Source organism: Paenibacillus sp. FSL H7-0940 (genome assembly GCF_037979415.1).
Lineage (GTDB): Bacteria > Bacillota > Bacilli > Paenibacillales > Paenibacillaceae > Paenibacillus > Paenibacillus amylolyticus.
On record NZ_CP150280.1, the window covers coordinates 5,938,694 to 5,957,332 of the forward strand.

Annotated in this window: 18 protein-coding genes; 13 read left to right on the forward strand and 5 right to left on the reverse strand. The window is 46.3% G+C overall.

What is annotated here, in order from left to right:
• Nucleotides 1-643: 643 nt before the first annotated feature.
• Complete coding sequence (locus MHB71_RS26210) at nucleotides 644-1,000, forward strand: nucleotide excision repair endonuclease (RefSeq protein ID WP_036612270.1); 357 nt, start codon at nucleotides 644-646, stop codon at nucleotides 998-1,000.
• Between the two features lie 208 nt (nucleotides 1,001-1,208).
• Nucleotides 1,209-1,955, forward strand: a complete 747-nt coding sequence (locus MHB71_RS26215) for a Bax inhibitor-1/YccA family protein (RefSeq protein ID WP_340030225.1) — start codon at nucleotides 1,209-1,211, stop codon at nucleotides 1,953-1,955.
• A 168-nt stretch (nucleotides 1,956-2,123) separates the two neighbouring features.
• Here MHB71_RS26215 and MHB71_RS26220 read toward each other — a convergent pair whose 3' ends face one another.
• Both MHB71_RS26220 and MHB71_RS26225 read right to left on the reverse strand, forming a co-directional pair.
• The gene (locus MHB71_RS26220) at nucleotides 2,124-2,810 is read right to left on the reverse strand and encodes a 4'-phosphopantetheinyl transferase superfamily protein (RefSeq protein ID WP_340028078.1); all 687 of its coding nucleotides are present in this window, start codon (nucleotides 2,808-2,810) and stop codon (nucleotides 2,124-2,126) included.
• 158 nt (nucleotides 2,811-2,968) lie between these two features.
• Nucleotides 2,969-3,841 (reverse strand): arylamine N-acetyltransferase, encoded by an 873-nt coding sequence (locus tag MHB71_RS26225; RefSeq protein ID WP_340028079.1) that lies wholly within the window; start codon nucleotides 3,839-3,841, stop codon nucleotides 2,969-2,971.
• 290 nt (nucleotides 3,842-4,131) lie between these two features.
• On the opposite strand from MHB71_RS26225, the gene greA reads away from it, so the two are divergent.
• The 3 genes from greA to rlmN all read left to right on the forward strand — a co-directional run bounded on the left by greA (nucleotide 4,132) and on the right by rlmN (nucleotide 7,521).
• Entirely contained in the window at nucleotides 4,132-4,608 is a 477-nt protein-coding gene (greA, locus tag MHB71_RS26230; protein ID WP_036612258.1) for a transcription elongation factor GreA, read from the forward strand.
• 283 nt (nucleotides 4,609-4,891) lie between these two features.
• Nucleotides 4,892-6,247: a sodium-dependent transporter gene (locus tag MHB71_RS26235; protein ID WP_076329216.1), complete on the forward strand. Its 1,356-nt coding sequence runs from the start codon at nucleotides 4,892-4,894 to the stop codon at nucleotides 6,245-6,247.
• A gap of 179 nt (nucleotides 6,248-6,426) precedes the next feature.
• Complete coding sequence (gene rlmN, locus MHB71_RS26240; protein WP_340028080.1) at nucleotides 6,427-7,521, forward strand: 23S rRNA (adenine(2503)-C(2))-methyltransferase RlmN; 1,095 nt, start codon at nucleotides 6,427-6,429, stop codon at nucleotides 7,519-7,521.
• Between the two features lie 174 nt (nucleotides 7,522-7,695).
• Here the strand turns inward: rlmN and MHB71_RS26245 are convergent, their stop codons facing one another.
• Entirely contained in the window at nucleotides 7,696-8,136 is a 441-nt protein-coding gene (locus tag MHB71_RS26245) for a GNAT family N-acetyltransferase (protein ID WP_339284788.1), read from the reverse strand.
• Nucleotides 8,137-8,294: 158 nt separating this feature from the next.
• Here MHB71_RS26245 and MHB71_RS26250 point away from each other — a divergent pair, with 158 nt between their 5' ends.
• The 5 genes from MHB71_RS26250 (at nucleotide 8,295) to MHB71_RS26270 (ending at nucleotide 13,248) form a co-directional block, all read left to right on the forward strand.
• A complete protein-coding gene (locus tag MHB71_RS26250; RefSeq protein ID WP_076252229.1) occupies nucleotides 8,295-8,801 on the forward strand; it encodes a MarR family transcriptional regulator in 507 nt (168 codons plus the stop codon).
• A gap of 101 nt (nucleotides 8,802-8,902) precedes the next feature.
• Nucleotides 8,903-10,012, forward strand: coding sequence for a glycosyl hydrolase family 8 (locus tag MHB71_RS26255; RefSeq protein WP_340028081.1), 1,110 nt, complete (start codon nucleotides 8,903-8,905; stop codon nucleotides 10,010-10,012).
• 24 nt (nucleotides 10,013-10,036) lie between these two features.
• Nucleotides 10,037-10,912 carry a diguanylate cyclase gene (locus tag MHB71_RS26260; protein WP_127550375.1) on the forward strand — a complete coding sequence of 292 codons (876 nt, stop codon included), beginning with the start codon at nucleotides 10,037-10,039 and terminating at the stop codon, nucleotides 10,910-10,912.
• A gap of 158 nt (nucleotides 10,913-11,070) precedes the next feature.
• Nucleotides 11,071-12,366, forward strand: a complete 1,296-nt coding sequence (locus MHB71_RS26265; protein ID WP_340028082.1) for a glycosyltransferase — start codon at nucleotides 11,071-11,073, stop codon at nucleotides 12,364-12,366.
• A gap of 153 nt (nucleotides 12,367-12,519) precedes the next feature.
• Complete coding sequence (locus tag MHB71_RS26270; RefSeq protein WP_340028083.1) at nucleotides 12,520-13,248, forward strand: class I SAM-dependent methyltransferase; 729 nt, start codon at nucleotides 12,520-12,522, stop codon at nucleotides 13,246-13,248.
• Between the two features lie 198 nt (nucleotides 13,249-13,446).
• Here MHB71_RS26270 and MHB71_RS26275 read toward each other — a convergent pair whose 3' ends face one another.
• Both MHB71_RS26275 and MHB71_RS26280 read right to left on the reverse strand, forming a co-directional pair.
• Nucleotides 13,447-14,229: an ABC transporter ATP-binding protein gene (locus tag MHB71_RS26275; protein ID WP_074092755.1), complete on the reverse strand. Its 783-nt coding sequence runs from the start codon at nucleotides 14,227-14,229 to the stop codon at nucleotides 13,447-13,449.
• 78 nt (nucleotides 14,230-14,307) lie between these two features.
• A complete protein-coding gene (locus tag MHB71_RS26280) occupies nucleotides 14,308-15,531 on the reverse strand; it encodes an MFS transporter (RefSeq protein ID WP_340028084.1) in 1,224 nt (407 codons plus the stop codon).
• 117 nt (nucleotides 15,532-15,648) lie between these two features.
• Between MHB71_RS26280 and MHB71_RS26285 the strand changes: the two genes are divergently transcribed.
• From MHB71_RS26285 to MHB71_RS26295, 3 genes are all read left to right on the forward strand, one after another.
• Nucleotides 15,649-16,452: an AraC family transcriptional regulator gene (locus tag MHB71_RS26285; protein ID WP_340028085.1), complete on the forward strand. Its 804-nt coding sequence runs from the start codon at nucleotides 15,649-15,651 to the stop codon at nucleotides 16,450-16,452.
• Nucleotides 16,453-16,806: 354 nt separating this feature from the next.
• Nucleotides 16,807-17,724: an ABC transporter permease subunit gene (locus MHB71_RS26290; RefSeq protein ID WP_036612224.1), complete on the forward strand. Its 918-nt coding sequence runs from the start codon at nucleotides 16,807-16,809 to the stop codon at nucleotides 17,722-17,724.
• A gap of 29 nt (nucleotides 17,725-17,753) precedes the next feature.
• Nucleotides 17,754-18,635, forward strand: a complete 882-nt coding sequence (locus MHB71_RS26295) for a carbohydrate ABC transporter permease (protein ID WP_340028086.1) — start codon at nucleotides 17,754-17,756, stop codon at nucleotides 18,633-18,635.
• The last annotated feature ends 4 nt before the right edge of the window (nucleotides 18,636-18,639 follow it).

Genomic DNA, 18,639 nt, shown 5'->3' on the forward strand with positions numbered 1-18,639 from the left:
TATTATAAACCCCGCAGAAAGAACCACGATACCTCTGTTTCCCTGAGTGTGTGGTTGGTTGTTCGCACAAACGCAAAAAAGCCCTGGCAGTATGCCGGGGCCTGGTGGTGAAACTTGATCCATTTTCTATAGTACTGCTGCTATAATTTCTACAGTTGTATTGCATGACTAGTCTCTCTAGGATCGATAGCTATCTGACCTTCTACGTGTGTCTATTAACTTCAGTACGACTATAATTGCAGGCTTTCTAGGTGATACTTAAAATCTACAGTGAATCATGAATCTAGGTCTTTCTAGGTTTGCTTGCTGCAAGGGTCGATTAGATGATGAATCCACAATCTATAAGCTAGGGTTCTTGCTAACTGTACTCTTGTCGTGATCACGTAACAGAATTCAGCATGAAAAAGATATTCAATCATAGGGTACAATAGACGGAGGTAGATATAAAGACGTATGTCTCAGTGCCCAATTTCTTCCTCATACCCCTATAGTACCACTTTGAATCAGGGAAGTTAACCTTTTTTTTGAAATATTTGTCGTAATAGCGAAAATTGCGTGAATTGTACTTCATATAGATTGAAATGGTGTCCCTTTATAATATGTGATAGGATGAAAACCTATAGATAATGAGGAAGTGAGCCTATTGATTAATATTACCGTGCCAACACCGGATGTAACCATCACAAAGCAGGCTGATCCACAGCTTAGCCACATTTATGGATTTACTGATTTTCACCTGATTACCCGGGAACTAGGCGGGATTTTCATGTTTTACAATGCCGCTGGAGAGTTGTTATTTGTCGGGAAAGCACGAAAATTAAGACCACGTATCAAAAAGCATTTTGAAGACACAGTATCACCAATTAAGAATCACCGCGAAGAAGTAACGAAGATTGAAGTATGCCTGGTTGAAGATCCGGTAGATCGTGAAATTTACGAGACGTATATCATCAACACGATGCGTGCGAAATATAATGTAGATAAAGTCTTGTACAAATAAGACGCTTAAAAAGCACATGAACATGCAATGTCTGGGACATATGTCCTAAGTGTTGCGCCAGTGGGTAAGGATGTGATCGAAGGATTGCATCCGATTCCTTCTGGTGCTATCCCGATCTTTTTGAGGGAGTAGCTTGTAGATTTTGAAACGTAGTACGCCCAAACTTAGTATCACAGATATATCAAATACATATGAAGAGGTGATTGTGTTGATCGGTCGTAGCGGTAACCCTACACTTAAAGACAGCACGTTTGAAAACAAAGGATATGGAGAAGATCGGTATCAGAATTACATGACGATCAACGGCACGGTGAACAAAGCATTTATTACGCTTGTGATCCTGCTGGGCAGTGCGTTTGCAACATGGATGATGTTCTTTAACGGACAACAAGTGATGCCGCTCGCTTATGGCGGATTAATCGTTGGTTTCATTCTGGCACTTGTCATTTCGTTCAAACCCGTAGCGGCACCGTATCTAGTACCTATCTATGCCGTGGCAGAAGGCCTGTTCCTTGGAGCACTCTCCGCAACCTATGAGTCCCTGTATAACGGAATTACCTTGCAGGCGGCCCTGTTGACCATGGCTGTATTCATCGCTCTGCTGGTGGCATACAAAACCAGATTGATCAAAGCTACGGAGAATTTCAAGTTAGGAGTCGTGGCTGCAACTGGCGGTATCATGATCATGTATCTGTTGAGCTTTGTACTTGGTTTCTTCGGAATTTCGATTCCTTATCTGCATGATAACAGCTTGATCGGCATCGGTATTTCGGTCGTTATCGTCATTGTGGCTGCACTCAATCTGGTCCTGGATTTCGACTTCATCGAGGGTGGTGCTGAACGTGGTGCGCCCAAGTACATGGAGTGGTACGGTGCATTTGGATTGATGGTGACGCTGGTATGGTTGTACATTGAGATTATCCGTCTGCTTGGCAAATTGCGGAGCCGAGACTAGTCCTATTCGATACGTCAGAGACGTAAACGGATTGTAAATTTAAAGCTAAAAAGCTAACGCGTGATACTCACGTCGTTAGCTTTTTTTGATTAACATTAGCCAGGGTTTTCTTGATGGAGGTCTGTTACAAAACTCAACTGATTCCAATTCGTTTAGGCCCAGCACCCTCTATACTAACTCTGTATACAGATCCTCCAAGGTGATGATCTCGGGCTTGCTCGGCAGCTGTGCCCCAGCCGAACAGGCTGCCAGCATATGTCCATCATCCAGTCGCTGACTGAGAAAGAGATATGTCCCGGCCTGTTTGCAATGCCAATCTTCCCGCTCATTGGGAAGGATGGCGAAGGAGTCCAGTGGCATGGACAACCCCATACCCACTGCCTTGATATAACTTTCCTTCAGCGTCCATAGACGGTAGAAGGTTTCCAGCCGACGATCATCAGGCTCGGCGGCCAAGAACTGGCTTTCCTTAGGAGAGAAGAAACGCTCTGCAATCTGCATGTCAATTGGAGCTATTTTTTCCACATCCACGCCCAGTTCATCTGTACTGCCAGAGATCAGCGCAATCCAATCACCAGAATGGGAGACGTTGAATTGTACATCCGAATGGTGACTGAGCGAAGGTTTACCGTAGGAATTACGGGTAAAGGAAAGCTCCGCAGGTCTCAGTCCGGTTAACTTGCTCAAAGTCACACGAGTCAATATCTCTCCCAGCACGGAGCGATACGTGTCAGCCTGACGCAGAAAACGCGAAGCCTGAGCACGTCGCTCCGCAGAAACTTGCGATAGCAATTGGTTCCAGTTCGCCTCGGGCAATACTTCTGGAACTTGGAGTACACGAATAGTTATCATCATTAATCACCTGAGGACATATTCGGCGTGGATCAGTAACTTTCCTTTATATGGAATGGACCCTCAACTCTTCCTCCCAAATCATCACTATACGGATGCCCCTAACAAGCAAGCCGGTTGTCTCGCTTTTCATGTTAAGGCCTCAGGTCTGCATCTTCCTCTCATACTTCCTGTACTCGTTTCCATTCCGTGTGTGCAGACTGCACTCGCCCCCACATATCTTGGCATTCCAGTTCGCTGTAATTCACCAAGGGTTCATGGAATATTTCAGTTAATACGTCACGCCACTCGGTATAATTCCGGATCTCCGTTTTCCGGATTCCTTCGATATCATTTGTTTGGAGCATACATCCACGTAGTTCATTACTGCGATTCTCATCCCGCTGACGAAGCAAAAATACGTTATGCCAAGGTGATTCGACTGCCCGACTGTAGAATTCATGTTTGGGAATGAACTCTTCCAGGCTGGTAATTGCTTCAGGAGCATAGTCCACACCTTCACTTGGCCCATGCGGCTCGTACTCAAGCCGCCATCCCCCAGCCACAACAGATGATGGCATCAATTGGTACGTAAACGGAGCTGAACCATAGGTTCCATAACGAAGTGGCAGAGGTTCAAAGGGCATTCCGCCGAGACCTACATCTACAATCCAGCGTTCAACTGTCGGGTCAGCATCTGGCAGAAGCACAGATAGACCGAGATGGAATGAGTTCACACGGGGTTGTTCCCCATGAGGCTGTACTCCCCCGCGATGCCAATCAACCGTATAACCCAGCGAGCGGAGAAGAACACTAAATGCACCATTTAGATGAAAGCAGTAGCCGCTGCGTCCCTGTAATATAAGCTGAATTGAATCTTGAAGACTGATTTCCGCAGGACGACCTGCAAAAATATCGACCGTTTGCCAGGATAAATATTGCACATGTGCTCGCTGGAGTTCAAATAAGAATTCCAGTGTAGGTTCCTTTATATCATCTATGCCGATCCGTTTCAGATAGGCCTGTATTTCAGCTGTATTCAATAGTTCAGTCATTCAGATCACCTCACGTCATATAGTGGGCTGCAGCCCAAATTTTTATAAACTTCTGCTGCCCTGTGTTCATTGTAAAAGCGAACGGATGAAAACAACATCATCAGTTGTGCAGATTGTAACGGTACAATTATTGAACAAAGTCTTGAAATTCATCTCAAGAGATGGACATGGTTCTGATTTCATTGAAATACAATATATGGATGAGCTATTTCTTTTTCCGGGGTATGCTAACCCTTTGGAGTGGATATAGGTTAGAATATAGATAGATAGCAGGATTAGGAGATGGAAAAATGGCTAATGATGAAGTGATTTTGACACAGGAAGGCTTGGAAAAGCTGGAGGACGAACTGAAGGATTTGAAGACGGTGAAGCGTAAGGAATTGGCAGCTCGTCTGAAACTCGCGATCAGTTACGGTGACCTGAAGGAAAATAGTGAGTATCATTCAGCCAAAGATGATCAGGCCTTTATGGAGACCCGAATTTTGATTCTGGAGAAGATGCTGACAAAAGCAAGAGTCATCTCTTCAGACAATATAGACTCCAACAAAGTGAGCATTGGATCCACGGTGTTGCTTAATGACATTGAGTTCGCCGAGAAGATTGAATATAAAGTGGTTGGTCCTGCCGAGGCCGATGTTGCGGATAATAAAATTTCGTACGAGAGCCCGCTGGGCAAGGAGATAATGGGCAAAGAAGTAGGCAGCGTCATTCATGTCAATGCTCCGATGGGCGTTATCAAGTACGAGTTACTTCAAATTAAAGTGTAATTCAAAAAGAGAGGTGCTCCGCAGTCATTCAAATGGCTGAGGGGACACCTCTTTTTGATTCTATTGGGCTTTGAACAGTTGGGAATACGGATTTGTTGAAATTTCATACGGTTGGACTAACGGACTTTATCACATACTGTGTTTAAGGAACTTATGAGATGGAGATTTCCGTGTGTTTTTTATGTAAAAAAATAACATTTCGACAAATTTCGAATTTCGAATGACCTGACAAGGTGAGTAGTATATAATTACGGGAAAACTTTAAAGTGATGGAGTAGATACGATGAATTTTAGTAAGCCTAATCTAGATCAAGACAACGCTGGCAAAGGAGAACGTTTCTCTCAAGCTGGATTTATCCTGGCGGCCATTGGTAGTTCGGTTGGTCTGGGCAACATGTGGAAATTCCCGTACATTACGGGTGAGAACGGAGGGGCTGCGTTTTTCCTGCTCTTCATCGTTTGTTTGCTGCTGATTGGTCTGCCAGTGCTCCTGGCTGAACTTGCGATTGGTCGCAGTGGCAGAGGTAGTGCAGCTACGGCTTTTATCAAAGCAGGTGGACATAAAGGTTGGCTCGCAGCCGGTTTGCTGCAAGTACTGACGCCTTTTATCATCCTCTCTTTTTATGTCATTATTGCAGGGTGGACCCTCCAATATGCAATTACGTCATTCAGTGGAACACTGTTCAACAATCCGGATTATGCCGGACAGTTCGATTCCTTCATAGGTGGTTATATGCCGATTGTATGGCAACTGGTCGCGGTCCTCATTACAGGCTGGATTGTAGCCAAAGGGGTATCCAACGGAATCGAGAAATTCAACAAAGTTCTGATTCCAGCTATGCTTGTACTGCTTATTATCCTGATGATCCGTGCGGTTACATTACCGGGTGCAGGCGCAGGTGTCTCCTTCTTCCTGAATCCGGACTTCTCGCAGCTTACAACGGAATCCGCACTGGTGGCGCTTGGACATGCCTTCTTCTCCCTGTCACTGGGGATGGGTATTCTTGTAACCTACGGTTCGTATGTGGATAAAAATCAATCCCTCGGTGCGGCAACCGTCGCCGTTGGTGCAGGTGACCTGATCTATGCATTCATTGCGGGTCTGATCATCTTCCCAACAACATTCTCGTTTGGTATTGCACCGGACCAAGGACCGTCACTGATCTTTGTGGCACTTCCGGCGGCCTTCTCGGCAATGCCACTTGGTTTCTTGTTTGGTGGACTGTTCTTCATCCTGCTGGCTATTGCGGCATTAACGTCAGCAGTATCCTTGCTGGAAGTTCCGGTGAAATATTTCATGGAACGTTTGTCCTGGAGCCGAAGTCGTGCGGTATGGGTTATATCACTAGCGGTCTTCATCGTGGGACTTCCTTCGGTATTGTCGCTCGGCTTGCTGCCTGAATGGACGATTGGATCGAAGAGTGTGTTCGACTGGATGGACTTTGTAGCATCCAACATCCTGTTGCCTGTCGGTGGACTGCTTGTAACGATTTTTGCCGGATACTTCTGGAAAACGGCTGCGGAAGCTTCCGGCCTGCGTTCCGGATGGTTCCGGGTGTGGCTGTTCATGCTGCGTTACGTAGCTCCGATCCTGGTTCTGCTGGTTCTACTGCACACATCCGGTATCATTCACTTCTAATGGTGAAGACCCGATAGGGTGAAATATGGTCTGTTGTGCAGATTTACCATGGATAAAACCTCTTGGAAGAAATGCAAAAGCCCTTGTTTTCCCTCGTCAATTTTGGGACAATACGGAGTAGAGGTTTTTTGGGTAGGACCGATAAGCCATATGCTTTTTTGCGAAAAGAGGATTATACAATGAACAAATCATCCATATATGGATTAACATTAGAGCAATTACGTTCCTGGCTACCGGAGCATGGGCAGAAAAAATCCCGTGCATCCCGGATCTGGGAATGGTTATATCAAGAGCGTGTACACGATTTCCCCGCGATGTCCGATGTCCGTCAGGAATGTCTGGACGTTCTCTCCGAGCATTTCACAATGAACTCGCTGAGCGAACATGTGAAGCAGGAATCGGCAGATGGTACCGTGAAGTTTCTGCTTCGGATGCAGGACGGCAACCTGATTGAGACCGTATTGATGCGGCAAAAATATGGACTTACCGTCTGTGTGACCACACAAGTGGGCTGTAATATCGGCTGTAGCTTCTGTGCGAGCGGTCTGATCAAGAAGAGCCGTGACCTGACTGCTGGAGAGATTGTGGAACAGATTATGCATGTGCAGCGACATCTGGATGCAGCGGGTCAAGACGAGCGGGTAACTAACGTGGTTGTGATGGGGATTGGTGAACCATTCGACAACTTCCAGCACATGAGTGATTTCATCGAAGTCATTAAGGATCGCAAAGGACTGGCACTTGCTGCCAAACGGATTACTGTGTCCACGAGTGGCCTTCCGGACAAGATCAAGGAATTTGCAGACAGCAGTCTGCAGGTTAACTTAGCGATCTCTCTGCATGCACCTAATAATGAACTGCGTACACACATCATGAAGATCAACCGGGCTTTCCCGATTGAGCAATTGATGGATGCGGTGGATTATTATCTGGCTAAAACCAACAAACGCATCATGTTTGAGTACATCTTGCTACGTGATGTTAACGATCAACGTGAGCATGCCGCGGAGCTCGCTGAACTGTTGTCCAGTCGCAGAAGTATGGTCAGTGTGAATCTGATCCCATACAACCCGGTGGATGAGCACAGTCAGTATCAACGGAGTACAGAAGAGTCGATTCTGGGCTTCTATGATACGCTCAAAAAGAACAACATCAACTCCACTGTACGTATGGAACATGGTACGGATATCGATGCTGCCTGCGGACAGTTGCGTAGTAAACAAATGAAGAACAACGCTGCCGAATCCGAGCCAGACCGTCTGGCACTGGGATAAGATACAACGCGGATCTGGCAATTAAGTTAGGATACTTGGTTGTTATAATCAGTGCCTGGACTTTGTATGTACGTGCCATTTATCGTTGTTGGATTCGCGAATGCGTTGCCTGAATGCAAAACGCCTCTGTATATCACTGAGAAGTGATAACGGAGGCGTTTTTTTGGAATGTCATTATTTCAGTTTTTTGGTCATCAGCAGATGGGGAATGCCATCTTCCATAAATACTTCCGACGCGGGTGCATATCCGAGACGTTCGTAGAACCCGGAAGCTTGTACCTGTGCGTGCAGCTTGGCTTTCTCAAGACCATCAGCAACAGCCATCTGCTCCAGTTTGTCGATCAGCACACGGCCCAGGCCGTGTTTGCGGTAATCAAGCATGACACAGATCCGTTCCAATTTGGCAACTTGTTCCACAATGCGCAGTCTGGAGGAGGCAGCAGGTACACCGTCTACGTAGAGCAGAATGTGGCGCGCCTCCGCGTCTAATGTATCATAAGCATCGAATTCATCCGCTGCGGGTACGCCTTGTTCTTCGACGAAAATAGCCGTACGAATGGCGATGCAGGCATCGAGCAATTCCTGATTATTAACTTCAACAATCGTTGTATTCATGAATGTTTCTCCTTTGGGTGATCGTAATGTTATCCTGACGTGATAAACTGGTACATAACAGGAATATGGAACGATTTTCGTTCCATGTATACGGTTTGAGCTATATGTTTAAAATTGAAACCAATTCAACTGTAGTTATACCATCAATTATGTTGCGAATGCAACAATTTTATAGGGGCGTGAGTGTGTTGACTGAGAAAAAAGAAGTGCTGCGTGAAATTGGTATGATTGCCCGCTGTCTGGATTCAATCAGTAATGTCGAGTTTCAGCATCTGAACCTGTCCCGTGGACAATATCTATATCTGTATCGAATCTGTGAGAATCCGGGCATTATTCCGAATCAGCTTGCTGAACTGATCAAAGTGGATCGCACGACGGCGGCCAGAGCTATTAGCAAACTCGAATCCGATGGGTTCATTATTAAACAGCCAGCAATGGGTAATAAAAAGAATAAGGTGTTGTATCCCACCAAAGCTGGGCTTGAAGCATGGGAATTCATTCGTAAAGAGGGCGTGCATTCGGATCAGGTGACTCTGGATGGTCTGACGGAGGAAGAGATCGAGACCGCGGTCATGCTTCTCCGCCGAATGCGACATAATATCGAGGTGGACTGGAAATTTGTCAAAAAGGGTGGACGGCGACCCTACATGGATATTTCGGAATGAACAGAGGAACGATCCTTGACCCCTGCATCCCAGACTCTAGCCGAACCTATCCAAAGGAGAAGAGCCATTATGCCAGAGAAGCATCAGTACAGGAGGGAGTCATGAGACGGGTAAACCGGAAAAGGCTAACGTGGTGGATCATATTGGCAGTCAGTATCACGGCAGCGTTAACTATTTTTGTGAAGGAGCAGTTTGTGATGAATGAATCATCTCCTACGGTATCCTTTGTTCAAGATCATATGACTAATCCTAATGGTACAATTGCGACCTATTTGCAAGATGCTACCTCAGAGAGAGCGGACATCGTAGCAGGCAGAGAGGCTTTATCTGAATCACTTGGTCTTTGGATGCAATATGCTGTAGCCAAGAATGATCAGGCGTTATTCGAGGAAAGCTATGAACTGTTGACCACCTATTTCCTCATGCCGCAAAAATATATTGCCTGGAAGCTGGATGCCAAAGGTGAATCTCAAGTGACAACCAACGCGCTTGGCGATGATTTTCGAATTGTTGGTGCGTTATTAAAGGCAGCAGATCAATGGAAACAAGGAAGAGAAGCCAAACTGGAAACAGCTTCGGAAATATCCCGTACACTTTCGCAATCGGTTCAGAATAAAGGATATTATGTTGATTTTCACGATTTTGCGAGTGGTCACTCCACAGATACATTAAGCCTGGTTTATGTTGATCTCCCGTCTCTTCAATTGATGGAAAAACATCAGATGGTGGAACCGGGAACTTATGCCAAGTACGAAGCTTTGCTGAAGAAGATGCCTGACGATGGATTGTTCTATCCGAAGACCTTCGATGTAGTCCGTAAAAAATATACGTATGATGATACGGTGAATCTGATTGACCAGTTGATCGTGGCGAATCATCTAACGGTGACCAACCGCAAACCGGACAAGCTCATTTCTTTTTTGAAAAAAGAGTTCAACACCCAGCATCAGCTGCCCGGACAGTATAAGCGAGAATCACGCACACCTGCGGTATCTTATGAATCTTCCTCGGTATATGGCCTCGCCATTTTACTCGCTGTTCGTTCAGGTGATCCAAAATGGGCCAAACAGTTGTATAACCATATGACTACGTTGCGTGGTCAGGACTCTCGTTATCCAGGTGGATATGTATTTGACGGTAACACACATCTGTTTGATAATCTTTTTCCTCTGCTTGGAGAGACTGCATTACAAAATTCATTTAAGAAATAATCTACTGGAGAGAATAAACCTATGATGAGGAATAAAGCACCCATCCGTCGTATTGCATGGGGATATGCCAGTTTGATCGGATTAGCCGTGATTCAGCAGCTCGCTGTCTATCTTAAAATTTATATGAATCAGAGCTATACCACACAGGATTTTGTGTTTAGCATCGTGTCGCTTGGAGCGCTGATTCTGGGTTTTGTGATACCTGTCGGAGTGTCTGTCGTCCTCGGATTTATATATCTGGTCGCTTATTTTGTATGGCTTGTTACTTACGCGGATGTTAATGTGCTTACGTTCTCATGGTGGTTGCTCATTCCGGCTAATGCGGTTGTGGCAGCCTTTATCAAGGCAAATCTTGTGCGTAGAGCGCGTGTCATAGAGCGTCTGCAGGAGCTTAAGGGGCGTAATCCAGAGATTGATCTGGACACCTCCCTGGGTAATAAGGGTGCTCTTGCGGACACACTTGTTAAGCAAAGTAATCTGGCCAGACGTTATTCGGAGCAATATGGATTCAGCATGGCGATGTTCAAGATCGAGTTTTTGCCTTTGGTATTGGAATCACTCGGTTCCGTGCGTTATGCACAGTTCCTTATTGAACTATCCACTACCATACAGAAGCAGATTCGGTTTGAGGATTATAAATTTTTTGTGGATCGGGGAAGGTTTGTCATTATCTGCCCGATGACCAATGCGGAGTACATGCCCATTCTGAAACAACGGATCAAAAAAGCCATGATGGATCTGCAGATCATCGATAAAAGGGGAAATGAATTGCAGACGGTTATTCGAACTGGTGCGCTGGTATTCCACAAGGAACAATTCAGTAAGTATAAGGATATCGATGCAGTTATTGCGGCGCTGGAACGGAACACAGAGACGGATCTCATTGGTGAATATATCTAACGACAGGAAGGAGAGATTTGCTGTGGATTATATGTCCTGGTTCATCCCTGTCTGTATCGCTGTCAGTTGTATGTTTGCCGTTTGTACCGTTTTACTAACGATTGCTACCCTTCGTTTTCGGTCAAAAGTCAATCGCAAGTACGATCGGAGGAAATTAATTGACTGATTTTATTCTGCTGTTATCGATATTCAGCATCTGGATTGCCGTATTCGAGTCGATTGTTATTATGGCAGGTGCGATTCGTTTTATTAATAAACAGGACAAAAAAGGCATTCAGATCCCTGAAGATATGGATCATTATCCAACAGTCACGGTCATGGTACCTGCGCATAACGAGGGTCTGGTCATTGTTGCGACAGTAGAGCATATTCTGTGCCTGAATTATCCGGAGGATAAAGTTCAGGTCATCGTGATCGCGGATAACTGTACAGATGATACCGCAGAGAAGCTGAGATCATTCCTCAGTCAGACCAGTTATATGCATCGCAATGTAACAGTAATGGAGCGTAAAGGAACAGGTGGCAAGTCCGGGGCATTAAATGACGGACTGGACATAGCCACAGGTGATTGGATCTGTATCTTCGATGCAGATGCCGCACCTGAACGGAATTCATTAATGTTTTTGACCCAAAAATCGCTTGAGAATCCTGAACAATATGGCGTGGTTTTTGGCAGAAACAAAGCACGCAACAGAGGTCAGAATTTCCTCTCCAAATGCATCAATCTGGAGATCATTACTTCGCAACGTGTGTATCACACGGGTCTGTGGGAATTGTTCCAGCTTGGTTCCATCCCGGGGACGAATTACATTATCAAAACCGAGTTGATCCGGGAGATTGGCGGCTGGGATGTGACAGCCATTACAGAAGATACGGCACTATCATTCGAGATTTTGAATCGCGGACAGTTTGTGGCACTTGCGCCGCAAGCGGAAGCCTATCAGCAGGAGCCGGAACAGCTTAGTGTATACATGAAGCAGCGCGAACGCTGGGCCAAGGGGAACTACCAGGTGGTACTGGATAATATCCATAACCTGTTTAACCGTTCCAGTTGGCGTAATAAGTTGCTGGTCATCTATTATGCCGTCAGTTATTTCTGGTTTATGCTTGCGATCATTGTATCGGATATTATATTTCTCGTGAATCTGGTCTATCAGGTCATTGCCATATTTAAACCAGAGGTAAGTTCACCGTTCCAGTTTGCCGGCGATGCGTATGTGTTCCTGGTCATTGGTTGGGCTCTCATGTACTTTATTTACGTGTTACAGATCAATCTGGCACTTGCCGCAGATATTGGACAGAGCAATACTCGTAATTTCATCTATGCCTGCGTGTCCTATTTCACGTATGCACAGCTGTTCATCCTGATCTCGATCAAGGCATTCTACTCCTTGATTATGGACAAGATTCGGAAACGCGAAAGCAAATGGTACAAAACAGAACGTTTTGGCTAAGCGGCGAAATTTTATAAGTGTAAGGCAGAAAGGCTGTTTGCTGGATAACTCCAGACAACAGCCTTTTTTGTTATAGCCAGACACATCCATATTCTGTATACTCTTACAGGCTGTATATAGGAAGCATGCTTATCCAAAATGGAGGGTCGCGGAATGAAGGACAGAGGATCGGACTTTTACGATGATGAGGCGAACTTTGAGAAGTACATGGAACGTCGCCAGTGGCAGGAGAATGCCAATGATACGTTGGAGAAGCCGGTGATGCTGGAGTTGATTGGAGATGTTGCCGGCAAGAACATACTGGACCTTGGTTGTGGAGATGCAAGGTTCGCCGCAGAATTGCTGAGTAGGGAGCGCGAAGGTGCGACGTATACGGGGATTGAGGGTTCTGTGAATATGATTCAGGCAGCTAACGAATCGGTAAAAGGATTAAATGCCCGGATTGAGCAAGCGTTCATGGAAGACTGGACCTACCCGGCCGGAGCATACGATCTGGTTATATCAAGACTGGCTGTTCACTATATTGAAGATGTGGAGAGCCTGTTCCGCAACATATACAATACTTTGAAAGAGAACGGGACATTTGTATTCTCTGTAGAACATCCTGTGATCACGTCCACACTGCAACCCTCCGGGACTCGAACGGATTGGGTGGTTGATCAGTATTTTGTAGAAGGATATCGGGAGCAGCAGTGGCTGGGCGGTTGTGTGAAAAAGATGCATCGTTCCATTGAATCATACTTTATGGCATTGCAGCGTGCAGGGTTCCGTGTAGAGCATTTACGCGAGTCGGCACCACAACGTGCCTATTTTGTAAACGAGGAAACCTATCTGCGCAGGCAACGCATTCCACTATTTCTGTTTCTAGGTGTGCGGAAATAGGATATTGGTAAACGTATAGATAAATAGATGAAACCGTAAAGTTATACTCATAAATTAGAAAGTTCTACACAGAAAACGGTGGATAACACTAGATATAGGAGTAAAAAGCCCGAAATCTATCCACATGTGGATAAGATATTGGGCTTTTACTGTTAAGTTTCTTCACCTATGTTACGTTTGCTGTGTATAACCCCGCAATTATGAATCCGCCGCTGCTCTGACATAGACACGTTCTCCGTGCCGATCAACTTCCACAGGTGCCTCGAAGAAGTTACTCAGCACTTCGGTGTTCATCAGATTGTTAGTTAATCCGCTATGGACTATTTCACCCCGGCGAAGCAGGAGGCTGTGACTAAAGACAGGCAATATTTCCTCGGTATGATGGGTGACATAGATGAGTGACGGGGTATCCGGTCGCTGGGACAATTCACGGATGCTATCCAGCAATCGCTCTCTTGAGAACAGATCCAGTCCATTGCAAGGCTCGTCCAGAATGAGTACGCGTGGATTGGCCATGAGTGCTCGGGCAATGAGAAGTTTCTGTTTCTCCCCTTGAGAACAGGTGCGATATTCGCGATCCCACAGGTGCTGACAGCCCAGCGTTTGCATCAATTCCTGTGCCTGATCCAGATCATCATCTGACAGCTTGTCATACAGGCCAATGGTGGCGTGTTTGCCGCTGATCACGACATACTGCGTGCGATCTGTGCCATGCAATTTCTCTTGCAGAGATGAACTGACCCAGCCAATGGATTTGCGAAGCTGTCTCAGATCCACATCACCATATTCATGGCCTAACACGGATATCTTGCCTTCGGTCGGCCAGAGATATCCGGTGATCATGTTCAGGAGTGTTGTTTTTCCGGAGCCATTCAGGCCAAGCAACGCCCAGTGTTCACCGTCATTCACCTGCCAGCTCACATCGTTCAGCAGGGTAAGTGGTCCCCTTTTCCAAGTGACATGCTGTACATCAATAATCATGCGTTATTCCTCCCTCCTGTTATCCTCGAGTGTCCTAGATGTATTGTAGTCACAAAATCAGTGAGGTTTCAACGGTTATCACGCTGTTCTTGGTTGGTCCTTGCGCAGAAATACAGCACACACACCAAGCAGTGGCAAAAACGAACATAACTTGATAACAAACGCAATGCTGGTTACGTCAATTAAGGAACCTAACACAACCGAGCCAAGTCCAGCCATTCCGAACGACAGGCCAAAAAACAATCCGGATACCGTTCCAATATGACGAGGAAGCAATTCCTGTGCATAAACAATGATGACGCTGAAGCCGGACATCAGGATTAGTCCAATCATTCCGCACAACACCATCGACAGGACGGGCCCCGCATAAGGTAGTAGTAGGGAAAACGGTGCAGTGCCTGCTATGGAGAACCAGATCATCGGTTTACGTCCATAGCGATCAGCGAGTGGGCCACCGAGCAAGGTTCCGACCATGCCTGCAAATTGCAATATAAACAGACAGATCTGTGCCTGGGAGAGCGGCAAGTCATATGCATCGGCATAATAGAAGGCGTAGTATCCGGTCATGCCTGCAATATATACGAATTTGGAGAATAACAGCAGGATGAGAATTCCCATTGTAAAAGCGATGAATCCCCTGCTCACAGGCCGAGCTGCTGGCCCTGCGCCGCTTGATTTTAGAGGGAGTTGCTGACGAATGCGAGTCTCGGCAAGCTTGTCTCTGTACCAACGACTGACCATAGACTGAATGAAGATGCCGATCAGGGCAAAGCCCATCAGCCATAGAAAACTATCCTGCCCATGTGGCAGCAGGATGAAGGCGACCAGTAATGGAGCAATGGCCTGCCCTGTGTTGCCTCCCACCTGGAAGATTGACTGCGCCATTCCGCGTCCACGGCCGGCTGCCATATGAGCCACGCGTGAGGATTCGGGGTGGAGGATGGACGAGCCTATGCCAATCAATGCTGCCGCAACAAGCAACATCCATAACTCGGATGACAAGGCTAAGCCGAGAACACCGATCAGGGAGAATAACATACCTCCGGGAAGCAGGATCGGCATGGGCTTGCGGTCTGACATATAACCGACCAGTGGCTGAAGGACGGATGCGGTAATATTCAGGGTGAAGGCAATCCAGCCCATCTGGGCGAAACTGAGTTGCATGGTCTGCTGGAATAGTGGGAATGCAGACGGAACAACTGTCTGCATCGCATCATTCAGCAAATGGGCGAAGCTGACTCCGGCAAGTGCCCAATTGGCGGAGGAGTTGATTTGCATTTTGCTTAAAGTGGCCTGAGCCATGGGAGATCACCTCGAATTATTTTTTTCAATGATAAAAGATGGGGGCAGATCATGTCTTTGTGAAAAGTGCTTGGAAAGTGAGCACGATTTGCTATAATGTCTGCAGGTGAGCAAACGATGGAATTAAACATGACGCTAAATGGGTTGGAATTATGGAAAGCTACCGGAGGGTTTGCGAATGAGCCGCATGTACACGACGACTGGTATCAGCTAACGCTGCCGGTCAGGGGTCAATGTCATCTGGTACAGGAACGGCATGCATACCCGCTAAGAGCAGGCATAGGGATTATTGCTCATCCCCAGACTGAGCATTATTTTGAGATAGGGTTGGATTCGGCTGTCATTGTGATCAAGTTCCGTAAACCGCCATTAGGCAGTTTCGAAGGTGCGGAGTTAAGTGGGGGGCGAGCTGAGTTTCGACCTACCCAGACATTTGATCCTGCTGAGATCAGCAGTCTGTTTCGAGGCTGGAATTCCATTTTGTTAGATGATGTGCCCGAAATGCTGCAAGTGCAGGAAACAGAAATGGCGATCGAGACGTATCTAAGACGTATGTTGACGGGGCAGGAAAATGGAAAAAGGACTGTAAATCCCGGTACATTCATTGATCCTCATCTCCAACGAGTGCTGGATTACATTCACAGTGCCTATACAGGCCCAATGGATATTGATTCGATGGCGATGGTTGCACATCAGAGCCGATATCATTTTATGCGTTCTTTCAAGGCTCTTACGGGAACAACACCGTATCAATATCTGCTGAATTTGCGCGTAGAAGAAGCGTCCAAGAGGCTTCGCCATACAACGGATTCAGTAACCACAATCAGTTATGAACTGGGATTTTCCAGCGTCAGTCAGTTTTACAGAGCCTTTCAGCGAGTGTATGTTATGACACCGATGGAATATCGGAATCATGTGTAGATTTTAACGGGCAGTCTCGCGTATGCGAGACTGTATTTAGTACGTTACAGCATGTCACTGATTTTTGTTGTTGCCAAACATTGAAGACTTTGCTAAGATGGGAAAAAGTTTATGTAAGCGTATACATTTAGATTAAAATTACAACGTTGTAATTATGGTTATGGCAAGTATTGAAAAGACAGAAATACGGTGCGAGGAGGACTATTCCAAGCAAATATCTCGTTTTATGCAGATTAGTATAGGTTAATACAAAATGTGAATGAGATAAATAACAAATACGTCAGTGAAATGACGGTTCCTTTTTATTCAAAAATTCAAACGTTGTAATTATGTAGCGAAGGGGAGTGTTTCACGTTGAAAAAACGCATGTCCACGCTGTTCAGCCTGATCAGACGGGATAAATATTTGCTACTGATGTTTTCGCCTATCTTTCTGTATTACCTCATCTTCATGTACCTTCCGATGCCTGGCGTGTTATTGGCATTTCGTAATTTCTTGCCGGGGCAGGGTATGCTCAGCGGGGAGTGGGTGGGACTGCGCTGGTTCGAACAGTTTGTGAATTCCATTTACTTCTGGCGACTGCTGCGTAACACATTTTTGCTCGCCTTCCTGCCACTTCTGTTTGGTTTCTCCATTCCGATTTTATTCGCTGTCTGCATCGTGGAGATCAAGAACCGGACATTCAAGCGATTTGCTCAGACGGTTACGTACCTTCCTCACTTCATCTCCACTGTTGTTGTAGCCGGCATGATTATTAACTTCCTGTCACCAACAGACGGTATCGTGAACACCCTCATCGCGAGTCTTGGCATGGAAAAAGTGAACTTCATGATGGATGCCAGCTGGTTCCGCACCATCTTCACGAGTTCCGACATCTGGCAGAGCTTTGGCTTCAGCTCCATCATCTACATTGCAGCCATTATGGGGATCGACCCCGAGATGTATGATTCCGGCAAAATCGACGGCGTCAACAAATTCCAGGAGCTATGGCACCTGACCCTTCCCAGTATCAAACCAACCATCGTCATTCTTCTGCTTCTGTCGCTTGGCGGCATTATGAGTGTAGGTTTCGAGAAGGTATATCTGCTCTACAACGGAGCCACCTACGAAACGGCTGATGTCTTGTCCACCTATGTATACCGGATGGGGATTGAGGGACAGAACTACGGCTTCGCCACAGCGGTTGGCCTGTTCAACTCCATTATCACCTTTGTCCTTGTGTTTGCTGCCAATTCCATGACCCGCCGCCTGACCAAGATGTCACTCTGGTAAGACTATAACCCGGACCAAAGGAGACCTGTATGCAAAAATCGAGAAGTGACCGTTTGTTCTACGGATGTGTCTACCTAATGACTATACTGGCGGTTGTTGTCACGTTGTATCCCTTTCTGTACGTCATTAGTATTTCATTCAGCTCGGTGGATGCCATCGACAAACAAAAAGTTGTATTGTGGCCCGTTGGATTTACCCTGTCAGGTTACCAAATGGTCCTGCAATACAAGGAGTTGTGGGTTTCGTTCTACAACACCCTCTGGTACACGGTGGTAGGCACACTGTTGAACATCGTGGCAACATGTCTTGCCGCGTTTCCATTATCCAGACAGCAGTTTTTCTTACGTCGCAAGCTGAATTTCTTCATCGCCTTCACCATGTATTTCTCGGGTGGACTTATTCCGGTCTATATGCTGATTACCTCGCTCGGGCTGTACAATACCCGCTGGGTTATGGTGCTGCCTGTGCTGGTGATTACGTTTAACGTCATGATCTGCCGCTCGGCGTTCGAAGGCATCCCGAATGAAATTTTCGAAAGTGCCAGTATAGACGGAGCCAACGAGATGACGATGCTGTATCGTCTGGCAGTTCCGATCATCAAGCCAACACTGGCTGTGCTCACGCTGTACTATGCGGTATTCCACTGGAACAACTTTTTCACGGCCCTATTATATCTGGGCAAACAGGATATGCAGCCCTTACAGATGTTCCTGCGAAGAGTGCTGATCATGGCTTCGCCGGAAGTGATGCAGAAGATGGGCGGTACGATGACATCTGGTGCGCTGGCGGTCTCCTCCCTTCAGGTTCGTTATGTATCCATTGTGGTCAGCATTCTGCCTATTGTTACGATCTACCCGTTTATCCAACGGTACTTCGTTAAGGGGATCACCCTCGGAGCCGTGAAAGGATAGCTTT

Coding starts and splice junctions, on each gene's coding strand:
- MHB71_RS26220 (WP_340028078.1), bottom strand. CDS start 2,810: ATGATGATAACTATTCGTGTACTCCAAGTTCCAGAAGTATTGCCCGAG.
- MHB71_RS26225 (WP_340028079.1), bottom strand. CDS start 3,841: ATGACTGAACTATTGAATACAGCTGAAATACAGGCCTATCTGAAACGG.
- greA (WP_036612258.1), top strand. CDS start 4,132: ATGGCTAATGATGAAGTGATTTTGACACAGGAAGGCTTGGAAAAGCTG.
- MHB71_RS26235 (WP_076329216.1), top strand. CDS start 4,892: ATGAATTTTAGTAAGCCTAATCTAGATCAAGACAACGCTGGCAAAGGA.
- rlmN (WP_340028080.1), top strand. CDS start 6,427: ATGAACAAATCATCCATATATGGATTAACATTAGAGCAATTACGTTCC.
- MHB71_RS26245 (WP_339284788.1), bottom strand. CDS start 8,136: ATGAATACAACGATTGTTGAAGTTAATAATCAGGAATTGCTCGATGCC.
- MHB71_RS26250 (WP_076252229.1), top strand. CDS start 8,295: ATGCAACAATTTTATAGGGGCGTGAGTGTGTTGACTGAGAAAAAAGAA.
- MHB71_RS26255 (WP_340028081.1), top strand. CDS start 8,903: ATGAGACGGGTAAACCGGAAAAGGCTAACGTGGTGGATCATATTGGCA.
- MHB71_RS26260 (WP_127550375.1), top strand. CDS start 10,037: ATGAGGAATAAAGCACCCATCCGTCGTATTGCATGGGGATATGCCAGT.
- MHB71_RS26270 (WP_340028083.1), top strand. CDS start 12,520: ATGAAGGACAGAGGATCGGACTTTTACGATGATGAGGCGAACTTTGAG.
- MHB71_RS26275 (WP_074092755.1), bottom strand. CDS start 14,229: ATGATTATTGATGTACAGCATGTCACTTGGAAAAGGGGACCACTTACC.
- MHB71_RS26280 (WP_340028084.1), bottom strand. CDS start 15,531: ATGGCTCAGGCCACTTTAAGCAAAATGCAAATCAACTCCTCCGCCAAT.
- MHB71_RS26285 (WP_340028085.1), top strand. CDS start 15,649: ATGGAATTAAACATGACGCTAAATGGGTTGGAATTATGGAAAGCTACC.
- MHB71_RS26295 (WP_340028086.1), top strand. CDS start 17,754: ATGCAAAAATCGAGAAGTGACCGTTTGTTCTACGGATGTGTCTACCTA.